Here is a 16,288-nt window from a genome sequence, read left to right on the forward strand (position 1 = left end):
TTTTTTATGCTTTCCTACAGCATATCGCACAAAGCTGCGATATGCTTTTTTTCGCTTTGAAACCGTTTTGTGGTTTTAAAAATATACGTTCGTTTAAGGAGAGGGAGATGTGATGATGAAAGTGTTTATTTGCATAAATGAGGATCGAGATAGTAGCAGCGATTAGACCAAGATTTTTAGGAGGGAATGGTAAGTATGTTTTCAGTATTACAAAAGTTATCTTGGTTTTTTAAACAAAATTGGAAGCGCTACACGCTGGCAATAGCCTTACTGCTTCTAATAAATATAATTGAAATGATTCCACCAAAGGCAATTGGCTTTGCTATTGATGATATAAAAACAGGTACCTTAACAATGAAAGGAATCCTTTCCTACATTGAATTATTATTTGCCGTTACAATAACGGGATATATCGTATCTTATTTTTGGCAATATTATTTATTCGGCGGTGCTTTCTTGCTAGAAAAAACGATGCGAGAAAAATTAATGAATCATCTCGTAAAAATGACCCCTACATTTTATCAACGTAATCGAACGGGTGATTTAATGGCACGGGCAACAAATGACTTAAAAGCGATCTCTGTTACAGCAGGATTTGGAATTTTAACATTAGTTGATTCAAGCATGTATATGTTAACGATTTTATTTATGATGGGGTTTACTATTAATTGGAAACTTACGATTGCTGCCATTTTGCCGCTTCCTATTATGGCTTATGCGATGAATGTATTTGGTAATAAGCTTCATAAGCGTTTTACAATTGCACAGGATGCTTTCGGGGATATGAATGATAAAGTATTGGAATCCATTGCCGGCGTTCGTACCATTCGTGCTTATGTACAGGAAAAAGCAGATGAAAGACGATTTCATGCACTCGCTACTGATATTTATGAGAAAAATATAGAGGTTGCAAAAATTGATGCATTATTTGAGCCCACTGTTAAGATGCTTGTAGGGTTAAGTTACTTAATTGGTCTCGTGTACGGAGCCATTCTAGTGTTTCAAAATGAAGTTACACTTGGGGAACTCGTTTCCTTTAATGTATATCTCGGTATGTTAATATGGCCTATGTTTGCAATCGGAGAATTAATTAATGTCATGCAGCGCGGAAATGCTTCTATTGATCGTGTTAATGAAACATTATCGTATAAATCGGATGTAGTCGACGATCAGGAGCCTATACATGTAGCTAAACCATCCATCATTACATTTGAGAATGTTTCATTTTCCTATCCTTTCTCAAATTTAGATAGCCTTAAGAATGTTACATTTTCACTAAAAGGTGGGCAAACATTAGGTATTGTAGGAAAAACGGGGAGTGGGAAGACTACGCTCATCCGTCAGCTTTTAAGACAATATCCTACTGGTAAAGGGAGTATTTCCATTTCTGGTATACCTATTGAGAAAATGAAAACGGAAGATGTTCTAAGTTGGATAGGATATGTTCCTCAGGAGCATATATTATTTTCAAAAACTGTGAAGGAAAATATACTCTTTGGTTCTCAGCATGCAGGTGAGGCAGATCTTTCTCATGCTATTCAACTGGCGGCTTTGGAAAAAGATATTGTTTTTTTACCGCAAGGGTTGGAAACGATTGTAGGAGAAAAGGGAGTTTCATTGTCAGGAGGACAAAAACAAAGAATTTCCATAGCAAGGGCAATGATTGGTCATCCTGAAATTTTAATATTAGATGATTCCCTCTCAGCCGTTGATGCACGTACAGAAGCTGCCATTCTTGAAGGAATGAAAAGAGAACGGAAAGGGAAGACAACCATCATCACGACTCATCGATTATCGGCGGTTCGACATGCTGATTTAATTCTCGTGATGGATGAAGGGCAGATTGTAGAGAAAGGAACACATGCTACATTAGTAGCGGAAAATGGATGGTACAAAGAGCAATATGAACGACAACAATTGCATGGAAGCGAACGGGAGGGGAGCCTATGAATACAGGACGGCGTCTTATTCAATATACGATGATATATAAAGGAATTGTCCTCACAGCTTTACTTATGCTAAGCATTTCAGTTGCCGCAGAGCTAGCGGGTCCGTTTATTGCCAAGCAGATTATTGATCAGCATGTTGTTGGGATTGAAAAACCATGGTTTCAAACAGAGCAAACGAAAGATGCAGTATATTTTAATGGAAAGTACTACAAGCGTAGTGACCGGTTTTTACCAGGTGAGCCAAAAGGAAAGGAAATGCATATCCTACAGGTGAAACGAGACTTCTATATAATTAATGGTCAGCTTTTATTTGAAGGAACTCGCACTGCCTCGAATCAAGAGGTTACAATCCAAAATGGAAATGCTATTCAATCCTATTCTGCGCAAAAATTATCAGCAAATGAGCTATATTCTTTTTATAAGCCAGAAATAACAAGTATTCTGCTATTTGGAGTAGGCTATCTGGGACTTATTATTATTTCAGCTTTATTTGCTTACGGACAAAAGCTCTATATGCAGAAGGCCGCGAATCTCATTATTCAAAAAATGAGGGAAGATGTGTTTGCTCATATTCAAAGGCTTCCCATTTCCTATTTTGATCGTCTTCCTGCTGGGAAAATTGTGTCGCGAGTTACCAATGATACGGAAACGATTCGTGAGTTGTATGTAACCGTGGTAGCTACTTTTTTCTCAAGCAGCATTTATATAGCAGGCATACTCCTAGCACTCTTTTTTCTTAACGTGAAGTTTGCGAGTGCATGTTTGCTTATTATACCGATTTTATATGGATGGATTGTACTGTATCGTAAATTTGCATCGCAGTACAACCATAAGATTCGTTCGAAACTATCGGATATTAATGGGATGATTAATGAAAGTATTCAAGGAATGGCTATTATTCAAGCATTTCGCCAAGAAAAACAAATCAAGGGAGAATGTAAGAAGCATAATGATGAGTATTATTATTATCAGACGAAGCTTCTTAGCTTAAATTCAGCTACTTCACATAATTTAGTGGGAATCTTACGTAACATCTCCTTCGTTTCCGTAATCTGGTATTTCGGCGGTGCTTCATTAACTGTGAATAACGCGATATCACTTGGTGTATTGTATGCATTCGTTGATTATTTAACGCGGTTGTTTGCTCCTATTACTGGTATGGTCAACCAGCTTGCAAATTTGGAACAATCGCGGGTTTCTGCTGAGCGTGTGTTTCAATTGCTGGATGAAGAAGGCGAAGAGGTAAAGGTAGAAGAAATACCTCGTCCAAAGGGAGATGTCGAGTTTCAACATGTTTCCTTTGCTTACAATGGAAAGGATTATGTGTTAAAAGATATATCCTTTCAAGCGAAGCAGGGGGAAACAATTGCTCTTGTCGGTCATACTGGTTCAGGAAAGAGTAGTATTATGAATATTTTATTTGGATTTTACGACTATCAAAAAGGAATAATCAAGATTGACGGACGTGATATATCGAGTATGTCAAAGCAGGCGCTTCGTACTCATATGGGCATCGTGTTGCAGGATCCGTTTTTGTTCACTGGAACAATTGCAACAAATGTTAATTTAGAAAACGAAGCGATTACGAAAGACATGATACAACGTGCGTTAGAATCAGTTGGAGCAGATCGATTTCTTGCTCATTTACAAGATGGATTGGATGAGCCGGTTATTGAAAAGGGAAGCACACTTTCGACGGGAGAAAGACAGCTTATTTCATTTGCAAGGGCGTTAGCCTTTAATCCAGCTATCTTAATTCTCGATGAGGCAACTGCTAATATTGATACGGAAACAGAAGCGCTCATTCAACAGGCATTAGAAGTGTTGAAAAAGGGAAGAACAACCTTTGTAATTGCTCATCGATTATCAACCATAAAAAATGCAGATAAAATTCTTGTTTTAGAACGAGGAGAAATCGTCGAATGCGGTACACATGAGGAGCTTATGGAGCAAAAAGGACGCTACCATCAAATGTATGTAACGCAAACCACTCAAGCAGCAGTAGGATAAGCAAACGAAAAGATGACTCAAAGGAAAAAAACTTTGAGTCATCTTTTTTTATCCCGCTTTAACGGGCAGTAAGACCCCCACTTCAAGGCTTAGAGAGATCGGAGAAGGCTAAGTGGGGGACAACTGCCCGTAAAAGTCCGATTGGTTCAACTAACCCTCGGTGGGGGATGAGAGAAAACCCCCACCGAGGGAAGTTTCACTTTATCGGAAGTATCCTAAAAGGGGATACTTCCTGCAGTTGAAAAGCTTCACTTTATTTAGAAGTGTTGCCCATTTGTTGTTGAGCCATTGTAACAAGACGTTTTGTAATTTCTCCTCCCACAGAACCGTTTGACCGTGATGTAGCATCAGGGCCTAATGTTACTCCGAATTCCTGTGCGATTTCGTTCTTCATTTGATCCATTGCAGGTTGTGCACCTGGTACGACGAGCTTATTAGAAGATTGTTGATTTGGCATGCTCGTTCCTCCTTATAAAAAAATAAGTTGAGTAAAAGCTGGCTTTTACACTTTTAGTATGGATGAAACAGTTTGTTACATACTGTATACTCCAATGTAAATTTTGTAAGAAAAACAGGTATAATACCAAAACTTACATGTTTGTCAAATACATAGTTCTGTTTGTTTTTCACATAATAGAATTACATCATCTAAGGAGGTGATAGAAGATGGCAAATACAAATAACCTTGTAGTACCTGGATCACAGTCTGCAATCGATCAAATGAAATATGAAATTGCACAAGAGTTTGGCGTAACGCTTGGACCAGATTCAACATCACGTGCGAATGGATCTGTTGGTGGTGAAATTACGAAACGTTTAGTAACTTTCGCGCAACAACAATTTTCAGGATATCCACAACGTTAATAGCATGGCTTATAGGGACGGATAATATCCGTCCCTTTTTGGAGGAAGATGCAAGAATGAGTATTTGTCCTTTTTGCAATGGATTGGATACAGTTCAGCTGCAGTGCTCATTTTGTGGGAATATACTGCTTGATTATGGAAAAAGTATGGATTATTTCGATACATATAGTCCGTATGAGCCGCAAGAAGTTGTTGAATGTGTGGATGGACTTTCGCACGAAGACAATGAAATCTATTGCATGCATATCCTGTATTGTCAAACATGTTTACAGGAATTTGAAATCCCACTGCTTACGAAATAGAGAAAAGAAAAAGGCCGATGTCGCAAGGAGCGTACATCGACCTTTCTTATTATTTTACAACTTTGCTAACCATCAGTGCGTAACTTCTACTGATAGAAATTTCTCTTTAATCACTTTCTCCATGGATACGTACTTCTGTAGCTTCATCAAAGAAGTGAACTTTATTCATATCAAAGGCAAGTGTAACTTTCTGCCCTGGTTTATATTCGGAACGAGCATCTACACGAGCGACAAAAGTTTGACCATCAATATGTGAGTAAAGCATTGATTCTGCACCAAGTAATTCTGCAACTTCGATAGTTGCTTCTACTGTTGATTTTTCAGCAGCTTGAAGGAAAATCGGTTCATCATGAATTTCTTCTGGACGAATTCCCATCATTACTTCTTTTCCAATATATCCTTGTTCACGTAAATATTTAAGCTTTCCTTCAGGAACTTTTACCGCTAGCTTGCCGATAATAAACATATCTTGTTGTAATGTTCCTTTGAAGAAATTCATTGCAGGAGAGCCAATAAATCCTCCAACAAATACGTTTGCTGGTTTTTCATAAACTTCCTTAGGTGAGCCGACTTGTTGAACGATGCCATCCTTCATTACGACAAGGCGAGTAGCCATTGTCATTGCTTCTGTTTGATCGTGTGTAACGTAAATGGTTGTCGTTCCTAAGCGTTGGTGTAATTTTGAAATTTCTGCACGCATGCTTACCCGAAGCTTAGCATCTAAGTTTGATAAAGGCTCGTCCATTAAGAATACTTTGGCATCACGCACAATCGCACGTCCTAATGCTACACGTTGACGTTGACCACCGGAAAGGGCCTTTGGTTTACGATCTAAATATTGCTCTAAGCCAAGGATACGTGCAGCTTCTTTTACACGTTTGTCGATCTCATCTTTAGAGAACTTACGAAGTTTTAAGCCAAATGCCATATTTTCAAATACACTCATATGTGGATACAATGCATAGTTTTGGAAGACCATCGCAATGTCACGATCTTTAGGAGCAACATCATTTACACGTTTTCCATCAATATAAAAATCACCTTTTGAAATTTCTTCTAATCCGGCGATCATGCGGAGCGTCGTAGACTTACCACATCCAGATGGACCTACAAATACGATAAATTCTTTATCAGCAATCGTTAAATTAAAGTCTTCTACAGCTGTTACATTATTATCATAAATTTTATAAATATGGTCTAATTTTAATTCAGCCATTGTACAGCCTCCAGTCATTTTATGTGGTTGTTCTTATAGTTGAAGTGTAACCGTTAACATGGGTTGGCGTAAATGGACAGGCTGAATAAAAAAAAGGTTTCTATTTGTGCAAGATGTACATATGCCTATCAGGTTGTTTCATTTAAAAGTAGAGCCATGTATATGGAAACGGCACCTGTAAATGTTTTAATATCGATTCTTGTTTTTTCGATGAATTTATCGACACGATATTGCACACTGTTTCGGTGCATATATAATTTTTTTGCTGTTAAGGATATATTCATATTACATTCTAAATAGGTACGAATCGTTCGAAGTAGTTCGGTATCAGATTCTACTTGTGATAGAACCGTCTTTATTAAATTCGAATGATTAATTAGTATATAGGGCAGCACATCTTCTAATTGATAGACGGATTGCTTTGTCATATATGACGTGGTAAGTTCAAAAATGTTCTCTTCCCATGTAAAAGAAGAGGATAGGGATTGATCTATAGTTCGGAGTTTCCCAGCAAGCATATGCAAGGAAATAAAAAAATCACTCGTTAATGTCGCAATCATTTCGTGATTAAGTGATTCAGGTGTCGTTTCGAATGGATACATTTCAATAATGATACCATGGCGATGGTCCTTCCATAGTACAACAAATGAATTAGATAGAAATCCACGTAATGCCTCTTCCCATGTCTTCTTTTCGAAAAATGGTTGCTTCATGGAAAAGTGAAGAAAGCGTACAAACTTGATTTCATGCGGTAATGGAGGAATCGGAGTTCTTCCTTGAAATAATAGTTCTTTCCACATACGCTGTTCAGGAGTTATGGAAAATTCCTCTGCAGAAACAGAGGTTAAAAAAATAGACAGCAATTCTTTATCTTTTTTCGTAAGCTGTTTTTTTGTTATGCCAATCATTCGATTATTTTCATCTGCATACCATTCGTATTCCCCATATTGTTCTGGAATTACATCAATTAGAACATCGTCATAATATTGTAGCAGTTTTTCAAGCATTCCGGCATCTCCTTGTAACCTGTGTTACCGTTATTCTACCATACTTATCCGTAGGAAATTGCATTAAGAGTCAGGGTAAAATCCTGCTTCTTGTTCACATATTGTAACGATGTTTTGTATCGCTTGTACTTCTATCTCACGTTCATCAAAAGTCATGGGCTTTGCATTGCATTCATATATAAAATAATTGCCATTGGTATCGACACCAATATCCATCGAAAATTCTCTAACTTTTCCAAAATAGGTGCATAGACTGTTTCCGCATTGCCGGGCTAGTTCTGTTAAGGTGTCGTATTGGATGGGCCTTGCAAGCTCGTTAACATGTATTTGTTCTCCGCCGTAATGAACATGCGTTACCACGCCGCCAACGGGTGCAACACGAATACCTATACCAGTAATAGAAAAGGATCCAGAAAGGTAGTGAACAAGAATCCGCAGGTCGTACTTATGATTGTTATGCGAATCATGTTGCAAAGCGGGTTGAGCTAGATAGAGCTTACTTTCTTCGAAAAGTCCTCGGAAATCGTGATGCTCTAAGTATTGCGTAGCACCTGTAGGGGATGTAATGGTAATCTTATCTTTCATAAGCTGCATAACAAACAAATGCTTGCCTTTCGATGACGCGCATCGTTTTACATATAATTGATGATAAGATTGGAGCATTTCGATGAGATGTTCTGGGCTATCAAGAAGAACGGTTGGGAGTAAAAAGGATCTGATTTTTTCATTACGATACAATGCCTGATGGACATCCCATTTTGAGAAAAAATGAGGGTTGAACAGTGGAATGTCAGCCTTAGCAAAAAGAGAGAGTGCATGCTTGCAGCTCTCACCGTTTTCATGGGATCGATAGGGAATCCGATTATAGATGACATCTGGGTAGGGAAAATCACACGCTATCCATGTACCATTCGATAGAAGTACATATCCTGTAATACTGGATGTTTGTATATCTTCTGGGGTAAATACGAAGCTAATGCCTCCTCGTATGCGGAGTTCTCTCTGCATTGCTGCAAAGCGTTTCCAATCACCGCATATATTGCCGGAGGCATTACGGCTCGTCAAAATTCCGATTAGCGGTCCGACACGATCGCCGCTTTGCTGCACAAAACAGGATAGCGATGAAGAATGAGCGATTGCTAAGACCCTACCATGACCAAATTTGAGACTTTTTTCATGATGCGTCCAGGTTTTATGGAGTCTGCTATACCGAATAATGGTCATGAAAACAGTTCCTCAGGAGACAGTAGTGTTTTTTTAGTTAAATAAATCGCATATTGAAGAAACAGTTCCTTTGTTAATTGATCGCTTTGCTTTAGCTTTGGATGATCAAAAATGGAGCGGCCTGGTTTGGAATTTGCTTCAAATAACCAAATCCGATGATCTAGATCGATTCCAATATCAAAACCAATTTCCCCGATATAGCCATCCATCCTTTCATCGATTTTTTCACTGAGCAGGAGGGTTGCATGTTGAATTTTAGCTATAATTTGCGATCGCTCGTCACTATTTGGAAATATATCTTCCATACATTTAATGTCGCCCCCGTTGTTTATATGAGTGGTCATACTTCCTTGTCCGGCAACCTTAGCAGCTATTGCACTCATTTTCCAAGCTCCATTTCTATCTTTATTCGTATGAACACGAAAATCGACAGGCTGGCCGTGTATACGCAGCAATGAAATTCCTTGCTGCAAGATAAAGGAATGTAAATCATGCTGCGCAAGTAAATGATTGATGAGTACTTCAAGTGAATGATATTTTCGCAGCTTATTACCGCCTTCATCTCGAAATCGACAATAGTACTCGTTTTGTACAGTGGAGTAGCGAATTTGATAGATACTTTTTCCTAAGCTGCCGTTTATAGGCTTCATATAGATATGTTTATATTTTGCAAGAAGAAGCTCAACTTGCTCAAAGGAATGGAAAAGCGCCGTTTCAGGTAAGTATAACGAAGCCTGAGGATCGTGCTGAAGCAATCGGTACACATCCCATTTATTGAAAAATCCAGGATTAAACCATGGAATTAAGTACTCATTTTGGAGCCGGCTTTTGACACGAGCGATGGCACGGTGATTTTCTGTTTTCCGATTGGGAAGCCGATCATAGACAACATGAGGAAAGGGAACTTTATGTAGCACAAAGCGTTTTTCATTGTAGAAATAGCCGGATATATAACCTTCTCTCCAGTTAATTTGATGGGAGCCAAATACAAATATGTAAGCACCATAGCAGGAAGAAAGTAAATTGGCGAAAAATAACGAACGCTCCCCGATCGGACGTAAAGGGGATTCTGTAAATCCGGCGGTGAAAATCCCGATTAACGGTCCAATATGAATGCTTTCATCCTGAAGAAAAATATGGACATCCGCTGAAAAAGGAAGTCCAAGCTCCTCAGAAATTTCAGAACCAATGGTAACGGTATTGTCCGATAAATAGTCGGTTACGAAATTACAAGCAACGACACGAGTACCAAATGAAATCTCCTTTAAATTAGAGGTAGATGGAAAAACGAAGGGCAGATACACAGTTTGGGGATGCTGATTGCTAATGCGAAGAGAAAATACATTTTTCTTCATTTTACATCAGCTCCTTTCCTTACTTGTTCTACATAATGACAGTATGCTAACGGTGCTAGGTATAGCTGGTCTGTGCACTGTGGATTACAGGTTAACAGTACCTTTCGTCCTGGTTTTGAATTTATATCAAGTAGCCAAACTGCTTTATTACGATCTAATGAAATATCAAGACCAAGCTCGAACAATGGTGGAAGTTCTTTTTCTAATGTTTTAGGTACTTCTTCTATAAGTGTTGGGATTGCGTCTTCGAGCATACTCTGTTCATATTTGGAAAGGGATTGCTTCCATATATCATACGAAACAGTTTGACTTCCAGCAGCCAGGTTCGAGACAAGCGTATTCGGCGAACCAATACGAACACCACGTCCTGCTTCCATCCATATTCCTTTCTCGTTTTTTTGCAATAAAATTCGTATATCAAATGGATGACTTTTTTCTTGGATAGAAAGAAATGGTTGTTGTACGTAAGGTCTGTTATGTAGAAGCTGTGATAACCAAGTCTTATATTCTTCCTTTGAGGAAAAAGTAAACGTTTGTATGCCTTTCTGCCAAACCATTGCTTTTCTTTCATTGCGGCGCAGTGAAAGATAACAATACCCATTTCCTTGTGAGCCGTTGGTTGGCTTTAATACAAGCTCACGTGCTTTTGTAAGTGTATTCCAAACGTGATCTACTTCTGCTGGCTCTGTTATAGGGAGGTAAGGAGAAATCCTCGGATTTTTTGATAAAATGGAATAGAGCGTAAGCTTGTCTGGTAACCCGTAGCCGAGAAAAATAGTTTGTGGTCTTTTCTTTAGCCAATCTACAATTGGTTTGGCTGCCTTTGAAGTAAGAGATTGATTGTAAAAGCATCTGTCATATAGAAAGTTAGGAATGGGGAAGGTATCTTTTTTCCAGGATTGTGTTTCATCATCAAACAAAAGACCTGTAACAAGCTCAGTACCAGGCTGAATGAGAGCAGGAGTAAAGCGAACAACTTTCATATTATAATGTTTCCCTCGCTTTGCAATTTCAGTAAAGTACTCCTGTTCCTGATGTAAGTGAAGAGATAGTAAGCCTAGCATGAATCATTCCTCCTTAATGGTTGTTTCGCACAAGCGATACAATAATGAAGCAAAGCACGTGCAGATGGCCGAGGTATAGAAGTAGAAGACACCATATTTTTAGATGGCTTTACATTTACTTCTAATAGCCACGGATTTCCTTGCTGATCAAGTGCTACATCCATTCCAAATTCTGCATATACCCCTTCATAGGCTTGACTAAGACATTTTGCTGTTTCAATAGAAAGCTCTATTAATAGTTTTTTCATATGCTTCACTTCGCTAGCTTCAAATCCAGAAAGTAATACTTCATCAATTTTAAGTATGCTCCCACCCATCGCTATATTGGAGACGAAATCACCACTTGATACACGAGCAACGGCAGAGGTTACATTCCATGTATAACCATTACTTTTCTGGCAGAGCATTCGAAAGTCAACAGGTCTTTCATCATACGTATAAAGAGGAAGCCCTTGCTGCACGATATAGGGACGCTTGCCGATGTTTTCCTTTAATGTTGCAAATAGTTCAGGTAGCGAAGAATACTCTTTCGATATTTCTCTTTGAAACGTAGTATAGTCTACGAGTAATTTATGGGGTTCTGATTTTATTTTGAAAATATGTTTACCCTGACTTCCATAAATGGGTTTTACAAATACACATGGAAATTCACGTAGAGATTGCTCTAATACAGAACGGCTAGTGAATAGATAACTAGTAGGTAGGAATGGCTTCATATGTGGATAGGAAAGCAGCTTCTGGTATACCTCCCATTTATTTAAAAACCGATCATTAAAATGTGGAATCTCGTATTCCTGTAATAGCTCCACCCATTCTTGAAATAAATTACTTTGTTCTATTGCACGAGAATGGATTCGATTGTAAACGATAGAAGGAAAGGGCATTTCTTCTTTTCTCCATTCGCTATCTTGTAAGGAGTAGCCGTAAATGGTTTCTTTGTCCCATAGAGAAAGAGAGGTCACATAAAAGAAGCAGCTGCTTTTTTCGCTAAGGAGGGTAACTTCCTCACAAAAGTCAGAAATAGAACCGAATGTAACGGGCTTTTGCTGCTGTATTTCTGTTATAATGGCAATAATTGGACCAAGAAAAAGCTTCTTTTGCGAAGAAACATAATGGTAGCGAATCTGTTGAACATTAGAAAGCTTAAGATAGGAAAGAAGTGATGGGGAAGCAGAGATTGCGTTTTCTTTATCGCCTATTGAAGTAATATTCACGATAACGCTCATTAGACCAAAAAAAATAGTGAATGTGTCTCCTTTCTTCGCTTTCCATTTCTCTGCTAAGCTAAGAGTGAGACGAATATTATGATGCTCTAGCGTGTGATCACTTTGGATTTTTAACAATGATGTAAACATAGTACCCCTCTTCGCAGAAAGATTTTCCGGTCGACATTGTAATGTATTGTATGAACATCCCTGTGGGCTGGTGAATAAGTAGCTTAAAACGCTGTAATATTTCATTTAAGGCATAATACAAAAGCATTATACATATGTTACATAGTCTGGTATAGTTAGAAAGGCTAGTATAAAGGAGGAAGAAAAATGGCAGCAAATATGTATGATCAAGCGTATGCACTACAAAAAGCGATCATCGAAAACTCCGATTTTCAAAATTTACAACAAAGCTATCAAGCTGTGGAAGCTGACCTACAATCAAAGCAGCTTTTCGAACAGTTTCGTCAAGTACAAATGGAATTGCAGCAAAAAATGATGCAAGGACAACAGCTTTCTGAAGCTGATAATATCAAAGCTCAGCAAATTGTTGCACAGGTTCAGCAAAATGCGAAAATTGCAAAGTTAATGGAAGCAGAACAACGTATGAACTTACTTATTACAGATCTAAATAAAATCATATTAAAGCCTTTAGAAGATTTATACGGGACTATAATGCCGGCATAGAGTGAATTTTCTTTAAGGAGTAAGTGTCTGCATGAAACATATCTTTATACAAAAACGTCCGCACATTTTGCTGCGGACGTTTTTTGTATTGTGGTTTTCTTTGGAGTCATGGTGAGAATACAGCATCGTTTGCGTGTATTCTTATTTTGAAACATATTCATTTCCTTTCAAATAAAAGCGCCACGGATAGTGTATGGCTTCTTGTGCGTAGCCAATATTGATTCGAGGTCCTATCGCAATTTCATATTGATTCGCTAAGTTCTCCTTCGAAGTAATTTCTTCGATGTATAATGTATCGCTTATGAGAGATTCTCCATTGTTTGCGATTGTGATACCCATTGCTTTTGTTAGCTTTCCAGGACCATTTGTTACATTGCGTAGCTGTTGTTTTGTAACCTTAGTAGTTCCATAGCGAGCAAGGAGCATATCCTCATGTCCATCGGCTGGCATGAGTGCCCGAACAAGAATGGCATGCGGAATATTAGCAGGTGCTGTAACGATGTTAAAACAGTAATACATGCCATAGATCAAATAGACATATGCATGGGCAGGAGGTCCGTACATTATGCTTGTCCGCTTTGTTGGCTTTCCTCCGTAGCTATGTGCTGCTTTATCTGCAGGGCCTTGATATGCTTCTACTTCTACAATATAACCGCTTCTTTTCTGCCCATCCACTATATGTACAAGCTTATGCCCAAGTAAACGCTTTGCAACTTCGAGTGTGTCTCCTTCGTAAGCAGATGCGGGTAACTTCATCGTATCATCTCTTTCTTTTGGATTGGTTTTGGACGCATTACGAACGTATCGTTCTAATATTGTCTTCTGACTCATACGCTAAAAATAGGTTATGACTGAAAAAAAGGAGGCGTGTTATGATTTATCGTTTGTTAGCTATTAATATAGATGGGACGTTGCTACGTTCTAACGGTAGATTACCGAAGGGAACGAAAGAAGCTATCGATTTTGTTCGGGAAAAGGAAGTATACGTTACATTATACACGAGCCGTAATTTTCAATCAGCAGAACGAGTGGCAAAGTCATTAAAGCTAGATTCCATTTTGATTACACATAGTGGATCATTTCTCTCCTCCTCGCTCGACACACCTTTTATTCAACATCGATTGTCAGAAGAAAAAACGTTCAATATAGTGCAGGTTCTGGAACATTTTGATTGCAATATACGTATTACGCATGAACGATTTTCACTAGGCAACCGTCGAAAGCTTTCTTCAAACGTTATAGCACGTGCTGTCCTTTCTAACGCGGATCCTGTATTTTATCCGATGCAATTTGTAGAATCACTAGGTGATACGCTCCGTGATGAGCCAGTTGCACCGCCAAAGATAGATGTGTTCTTCTCCAATAAAGAAGAAAAGGAACGTACACTTCAAACGATTCAAGAAGCATTTGAAGACGTGAACATCAGTGAAAGCTCAGATTATCACATTGAAATTCTTCCGCCTGGGGTTTCTAAGCTTCAAGGTCTACGCCTTCTCGGTGAACATTTAAATATCCAATTGCACGAGATGGTAGCGATAGGCGACAGTATGGATGACATTGATGTACTAGAACATGCAGGATTAGGTGTTGCAATGGGGAATGCTCCTCTTGCTGTGAAACAGGCAGCAGACTGGATTACACGTTCTAACAATGAAAATGGTGTTACCTATATGATTAAAGAACACTTTCGTAAGCAATTTCCACTTACATTTTTAAAAGGCTACACAAATAGTAAAAAATCGTAACCAAAACTCCTCAGGACTTGTGCCGAGGAGTTTTTTTTTGATAAAATCCACTCGGTTGACCAGTCTAAAACGTTACAGTACACTTAAGGAAGTCTGAATATGAAAAGGTGATAATTGTTGCTTATTTCCATACAATCATTACGAGATGATCGATTTTTACGACCGCTTCGTTTAATAAGTAGTTTGTTTTTTGAAGAATGTGAAGTAGCATTTGATCAAGATGCTGCCGATATAGTTGTAGATATTGCAGTAGAGGGAGAAAATATTGTTACGGCAACAGCCAAGCTAATTAGCGACGGTCAACACTTTGATGCAACCTTTCGAAAGGATATTACAATCTATCCTACAGAAAAAGAACAATTGAAACAAATTAAGAATATAGTTTCCTATGTTTATGTAACCGTACTGCAGAACTATACAGGTATAAAGCAACCTTGGGGCATTTTAACAGGAATTCGTCCTACGAAGCTGTTTCATAAAAAATTACAAGGTGGTATGCCAAAGGAAGCAGTGCATAAAGAATTACATGAGTCCTATTTAATCTCAGATGAAAAAATTAATCTAATGCAGCGTATTGTGGATCGCCAGCTTTCGGTACTTCCAGATTTATATGATTTAAAAAACGAAGTGAGTATTTACATTGGCATTCCGTTTTGTCCAACGAAATGTGCCTATTGTACATTTCCCGCCTATGCTATTAACGGAAAACAAGGTTCAGTTAATTCATTCTTAGGTGGATTGCATTATGAGATGCGTCAGATTGGAGCATTTTTAAAAGAGAAGGGGATTCGGATTACAACAGTATATTACGGCGGTGGAACACCGACGAGTATTACTGCTGAAGAAATGGATATGCTGTATGAAGAAATGTATGCGTCTTTTCCTGACGTAGAGAATATTCGTGAAGTGACAGTAGAGGCTGGGCGACCTGACACAATTACTCCTGAAAAACTGAACGTGTTAAAGAAATGGAATATTGATCGAATTAGCATTAATCCGCAGTCATACAATCAGGAAACGTTAGTAGCAATCGGTCGCCATCATACTGTAGAAGAAACGATTGAAAAATATCAATTAGCTCGTTCTATGGGTATGAACAATATTAATATGGATCTAATAATTGGTCTCCCAGGAGAAGGAGTAGATATTTTTCAGCATACGCTTAATGAAACGGAAAAACTAATGCCAGAATCATTAACAGTTCATACGTTATCATTTAAGCGCGCCTCTGAAATGACGAAAAATAAAGAAAAATATAAGGTGGCAAGCCGTCAAGAAATTACAGAGATGATGCACATGGCAGAGAAGTGGACAAATGAACATGGCTATGGACCGTATTATTTATATCGACAAAAGAATATTCTAGGAAATTTAGAAAATGTAGGCTATTCAGTTCCTGGACAAGAGAGCATCTATAACATTGTCATTATGGAAGAGGTGCAAACAATAATTGGTCTTGGCTGTGGTGCTGCTAGTAAATTCATTCATCCGAAAACAGGTGTAATTACGCATTTTGCCAACCCGAAGGATCCAAAATCGTATAATGAAGGATTTAAACAATATACAGAAGAGAAGATTGCACTTTTACAAGAGATGTTTTCATCTTAAAATATACTAAAAGAAAAGGAGGCTTCCATTTAAAGGAAGCCTCCTT

At 38.3% G+C, this 16,288-nt stretch carries 15 protein-coding genes; 7 read left to right on the forward strand and 8 right to left on the reverse strand.

What is annotated here, in order from left to right:
* The first annotated feature begins 195 nt into the window (after window positions 1-195).
* Together ACM5BR_RS14165 and ACM5BR_RS14170 are read left to right on the forward strand one after the other, a co-directional pair.
* A complete protein-coding gene (locus tag ACM5BR_RS14165) occupies window positions 196-1,950 on the forward strand; it encodes an ABC transporter ATP-binding protein (RefSeq protein WP_416828635.1) in 1,755 nt (584 codons plus the stop codon).
* Window positions 1,947-3,959 carry an ABC transporter ATP-binding protein gene (locus ACM5BR_RS14170; protein WP_416828636.1) on the forward strand — a complete coding sequence of 671 codons (2,013 nt, stop codon included), beginning with the start codon at window positions 1,947-1,949 and terminating at the stop codon, window positions 3,957-3,959. The genes ACM5BR_RS14165 and ACM5BR_RS14170 overlap by 4 nt, the downstream gene beginning before the upstream one ends.
* A 253-nt stretch (window positions 3,960-4,212) precedes the next feature.
* Here ACM5BR_RS14170 and ACM5BR_RS14175 read toward each other — a convergent pair whose 3' ends face one another.
* Window positions 4,213-4,416: a small, acid-soluble spore protein, alpha/beta type gene (locus ACM5BR_RS14175; protein WP_416828637.1), complete on the reverse strand. Its 204-nt coding sequence runs from the start codon at window positions 4,414-4,416 to the stop codon at window positions 4,213-4,215.
* Between the two features lie 209 nt (window positions 4,417-4,625).
* Here ACM5BR_RS14175 and ACM5BR_RS14180 point away from each other — a divergent pair, with 209 nt between their 5' ends.
* Entirely contained in the window at window positions 4,626-4,823 is a 198-nt protein-coding gene (locus tag ACM5BR_RS14180; protein WP_416828638.1) for a small, acid-soluble spore protein, alpha/beta type, read from the forward strand.
* Between the two features lie 56 nt (window positions 4,824-4,879).
* Window positions 4,880-5,125, forward strand: coding sequence for a hypothetical protein (locus ACM5BR_RS14185; RefSeq protein WP_416828639.1), 246 nt, complete (start codon window positions 4,880-4,882; stop codon window positions 5,123-5,125).
* 106 nt (window positions 5,126-5,231) lie between these two features.
* Here ACM5BR_RS14185 and ACM5BR_RS14190 read toward each other — a convergent pair whose 3' ends face one another.
* The 6 genes from ACM5BR_RS14190 to ACM5BR_RS14215 form a co-directional block, all read right to left on the reverse strand.
* Window positions 5,232-6,341 carry an ABC transporter ATP-binding protein gene (locus ACM5BR_RS14190; RefSeq protein WP_416828640.1) on the reverse strand — a complete coding sequence of 370 codons (1,110 nt, stop codon included), beginning with the start codon at window positions 6,339-6,341 and terminating at the stop codon, window positions 5,232-5,234.
* A gap of 128 nt (window positions 6,342-6,469) precedes the next feature.
* The gene (locus tag ACM5BR_RS14195; protein ID WP_416828641.1) at window positions 6,470-7,348 is read right to left on the reverse strand and encodes a PucR family transcriptional regulator; all 879 of its coding nucleotides are present in this window, start codon (window positions 7,346-7,348) and stop codon (window positions 6,470-6,472) included.
* Between the two features lie 63 nt (window positions 7,349-7,411).
* On the reverse strand, window positions 7,412-8,572 hold the full coding sequence (locus ACM5BR_RS14200; protein ID WP_416828642.1) for a YheC/YheD family endospore coat-associated protein: 1,161 nt from the start codon (window positions 8,570-8,572) through the stop codon (window positions 7,412-7,414).
* Window positions 8,569-9,927, reverse strand: a complete 1,359-nt coding sequence (locus tag ACM5BR_RS14205; RefSeq protein WP_416828643.1) for a YheC/YheD family endospore coat-associated protein — start codon at window positions 9,925-9,927, stop codon at window positions 8,569-8,571. The genes ACM5BR_RS14200 and ACM5BR_RS14205 overlap by 4 nt, the downstream gene beginning before the upstream one ends.
* Complete coding sequence (locus tag ACM5BR_RS14210; protein ID WP_416828644.1) at window positions 9,924-10,991, reverse strand: YheC/YheD family endospore coat-associated protein; 1,068 nt, start codon at window positions 10,989-10,991, stop codon at window positions 9,924-9,926. The genes ACM5BR_RS14205 and ACM5BR_RS14210 overlap by 4 nt, the downstream gene beginning before the upstream one ends.
* Window positions 10,985-12,346, reverse strand: a complete 1,362-nt coding sequence (locus ACM5BR_RS14215) for a YheC/YheD family endospore coat-associated protein (protein ID WP_416828645.1) — start codon at window positions 12,344-12,346, stop codon at window positions 10,985-10,987. The genes ACM5BR_RS14210 and ACM5BR_RS14215 overlap by 7 nt, the downstream gene beginning before the upstream one ends.
* 186 nt (window positions 12,347-12,532) lie before the next feature.
* Between ACM5BR_RS14215 and ACM5BR_RS14220 the strand changes: the two genes are divergently transcribed.
* The gene (locus ACM5BR_RS14220; RefSeq protein ID WP_416828646.1) at window positions 12,533-12,889 is read left to right on the forward strand and encodes a YlbF family regulator; all 357 of its coding nucleotides are present in this window, start codon (window positions 12,533-12,535) and stop codon (window positions 12,887-12,889) included.
* 141 nt (window positions 12,890-13,030) lie between these two features.
* Here ACM5BR_RS14220 and ACM5BR_RS14225 read toward each other — a convergent pair whose 3' ends face one another.
* Window positions 13,031-13,645, reverse strand: coding sequence for a DNA-3-methyladenine glycosylase (locus ACM5BR_RS14225; protein ID WP_416828648.1), 615 nt, complete (start codon window positions 13,643-13,645; stop codon window positions 13,031-13,033).
* A 116-nt stretch (window positions 13,646-13,761) separates the two neighbouring features.
* On the opposite strand from ACM5BR_RS14225, the gene ACM5BR_RS14230 reads away from it, so the two are divergent.
* Both ACM5BR_RS14230 and ACM5BR_RS14235 read left to right on the forward strand, forming a co-directional pair.
* A complete protein-coding gene (locus ACM5BR_RS14230) occupies window positions 13,762-14,634 on the forward strand; it encodes a Cof-type HAD-IIB family hydrolase (protein ID WP_416828649.1) in 873 nt (290 codons plus the stop codon).
* Window positions 14,635-14,748: 114 nt separating this feature from the next.
* On the forward strand, window positions 14,749-16,242 hold the full coding sequence (locus ACM5BR_RS14235) for a coproporphyrinogen III oxidase (RefSeq protein ID WP_416828650.1): 1,494 nt from the start codon (window positions 14,749-14,751) through the stop codon (window positions 16,240-16,242).
* Window positions 16,243-16,288 lie beyond the last annotated feature (46 nt).

Source organism: Ectobacillus polymachus, assembly GCF_048159605.1.
Lineage (GTDB): Bacteria > Bacillota > Bacilli > Bacillales > Bacillaceae_G > Ectobacillus > Ectobacillus polymachus.

What these genes read in the sequence shown, in the direction of transcription:
- ACM5BR_RS14165 (WP_416828635.1), top strand. Translation starts at nt 196, where the DNA reads ATGTTTTCAGTATTACAAAAGTTATCTTGGTTTTTTAAACAAAATTGG.
- ACM5BR_RS14170 (WP_416828636.1), top strand. Translation starts at nt 1,947, where the DNA reads ATGAATACAGGACGGCGTCTTATTCAATATACGATGATATATAAAGGA.
- ACM5BR_RS14175 (WP_416828637.1), bottom strand. Translation starts at nt 4,416, where the DNA reads ATGCCAAATCAACAATCTTCTAATAAGCTCGTCGTACCAGGTGCACAA.
- ACM5BR_RS14180 (WP_416828638.1), top strand. Translation starts at nt 4,626, where the DNA reads ATGGCAAATACAAATAACCTTGTAGTACCTGGATCACAGTCTGCAATC.
- ACM5BR_RS14185 (WP_416828639.1), top strand. Translation starts at nt 4,880, where the DNA reads ATGAGTATTTGTCCTTTTTGCAATGGATTGGATACAGTTCAGCTGCAG.
- ACM5BR_RS14190 (WP_416828640.1), bottom strand. Translation starts at nt 6,341, where the DNA reads ATGGCTGAATTAAAATTAGACCATATTTATAAAATTTATGATAATAAT.
- ACM5BR_RS14195 (WP_416828641.1), bottom strand. Translation starts at nt 7,348, where the DNA reads ATGCTTGAAAAACTGCTACAATATTATGACGATGTTCTAATTGATGTA.
- ACM5BR_RS14200 (WP_416828642.1), bottom strand. Translation starts at nt 8,572, where the DNA reads ATGACCATTATTCGGTATAGCAGACTCCATAAAACCTGGACGCATCAT.
- ACM5BR_RS14205 (WP_416828643.1), bottom strand. Translation starts at nt 9,927, where the DNA reads ATGAAGAAAAATGTATTTTCTCTTCGCATTAGCAATCAGCATCCCCAA.
- ACM5BR_RS14210 (WP_416828644.1), bottom strand. Translation starts at nt 10,991, where the DNA reads ATGCTAGGCTTACTATCTCTTCACTTACATCAGGAACAGGAGTACTTT.
- ACM5BR_RS14215 (WP_416828645.1), bottom strand. Translation starts at nt 12,346, where the DNA reads ATGTTTACATCATTGTTAAAAATCCAAAGTGATCACACGCTAGAGCAT.
- ACM5BR_RS14220 (WP_416828646.1), top strand. Translation starts at nt 12,533, where the DNA reads ATGGCAGCAAATATGTATGATCAAGCGTATGCACTACAAAAAGCGATC.
- ACM5BR_RS14225 (WP_416828648.1), bottom strand. Translation starts at nt 13,645, where the DNA reads ATGAAGTTACCCGCATCTGCTTACGAAGGAGACACACTCGAAGTTGCA.
- ACM5BR_RS14230 (WP_416828649.1), top strand. Translation starts at nt 13,762, where the DNA reads ATGATTTATCGTTTGTTAGCTATTAATATAGATGGGACGTTGCTACGT.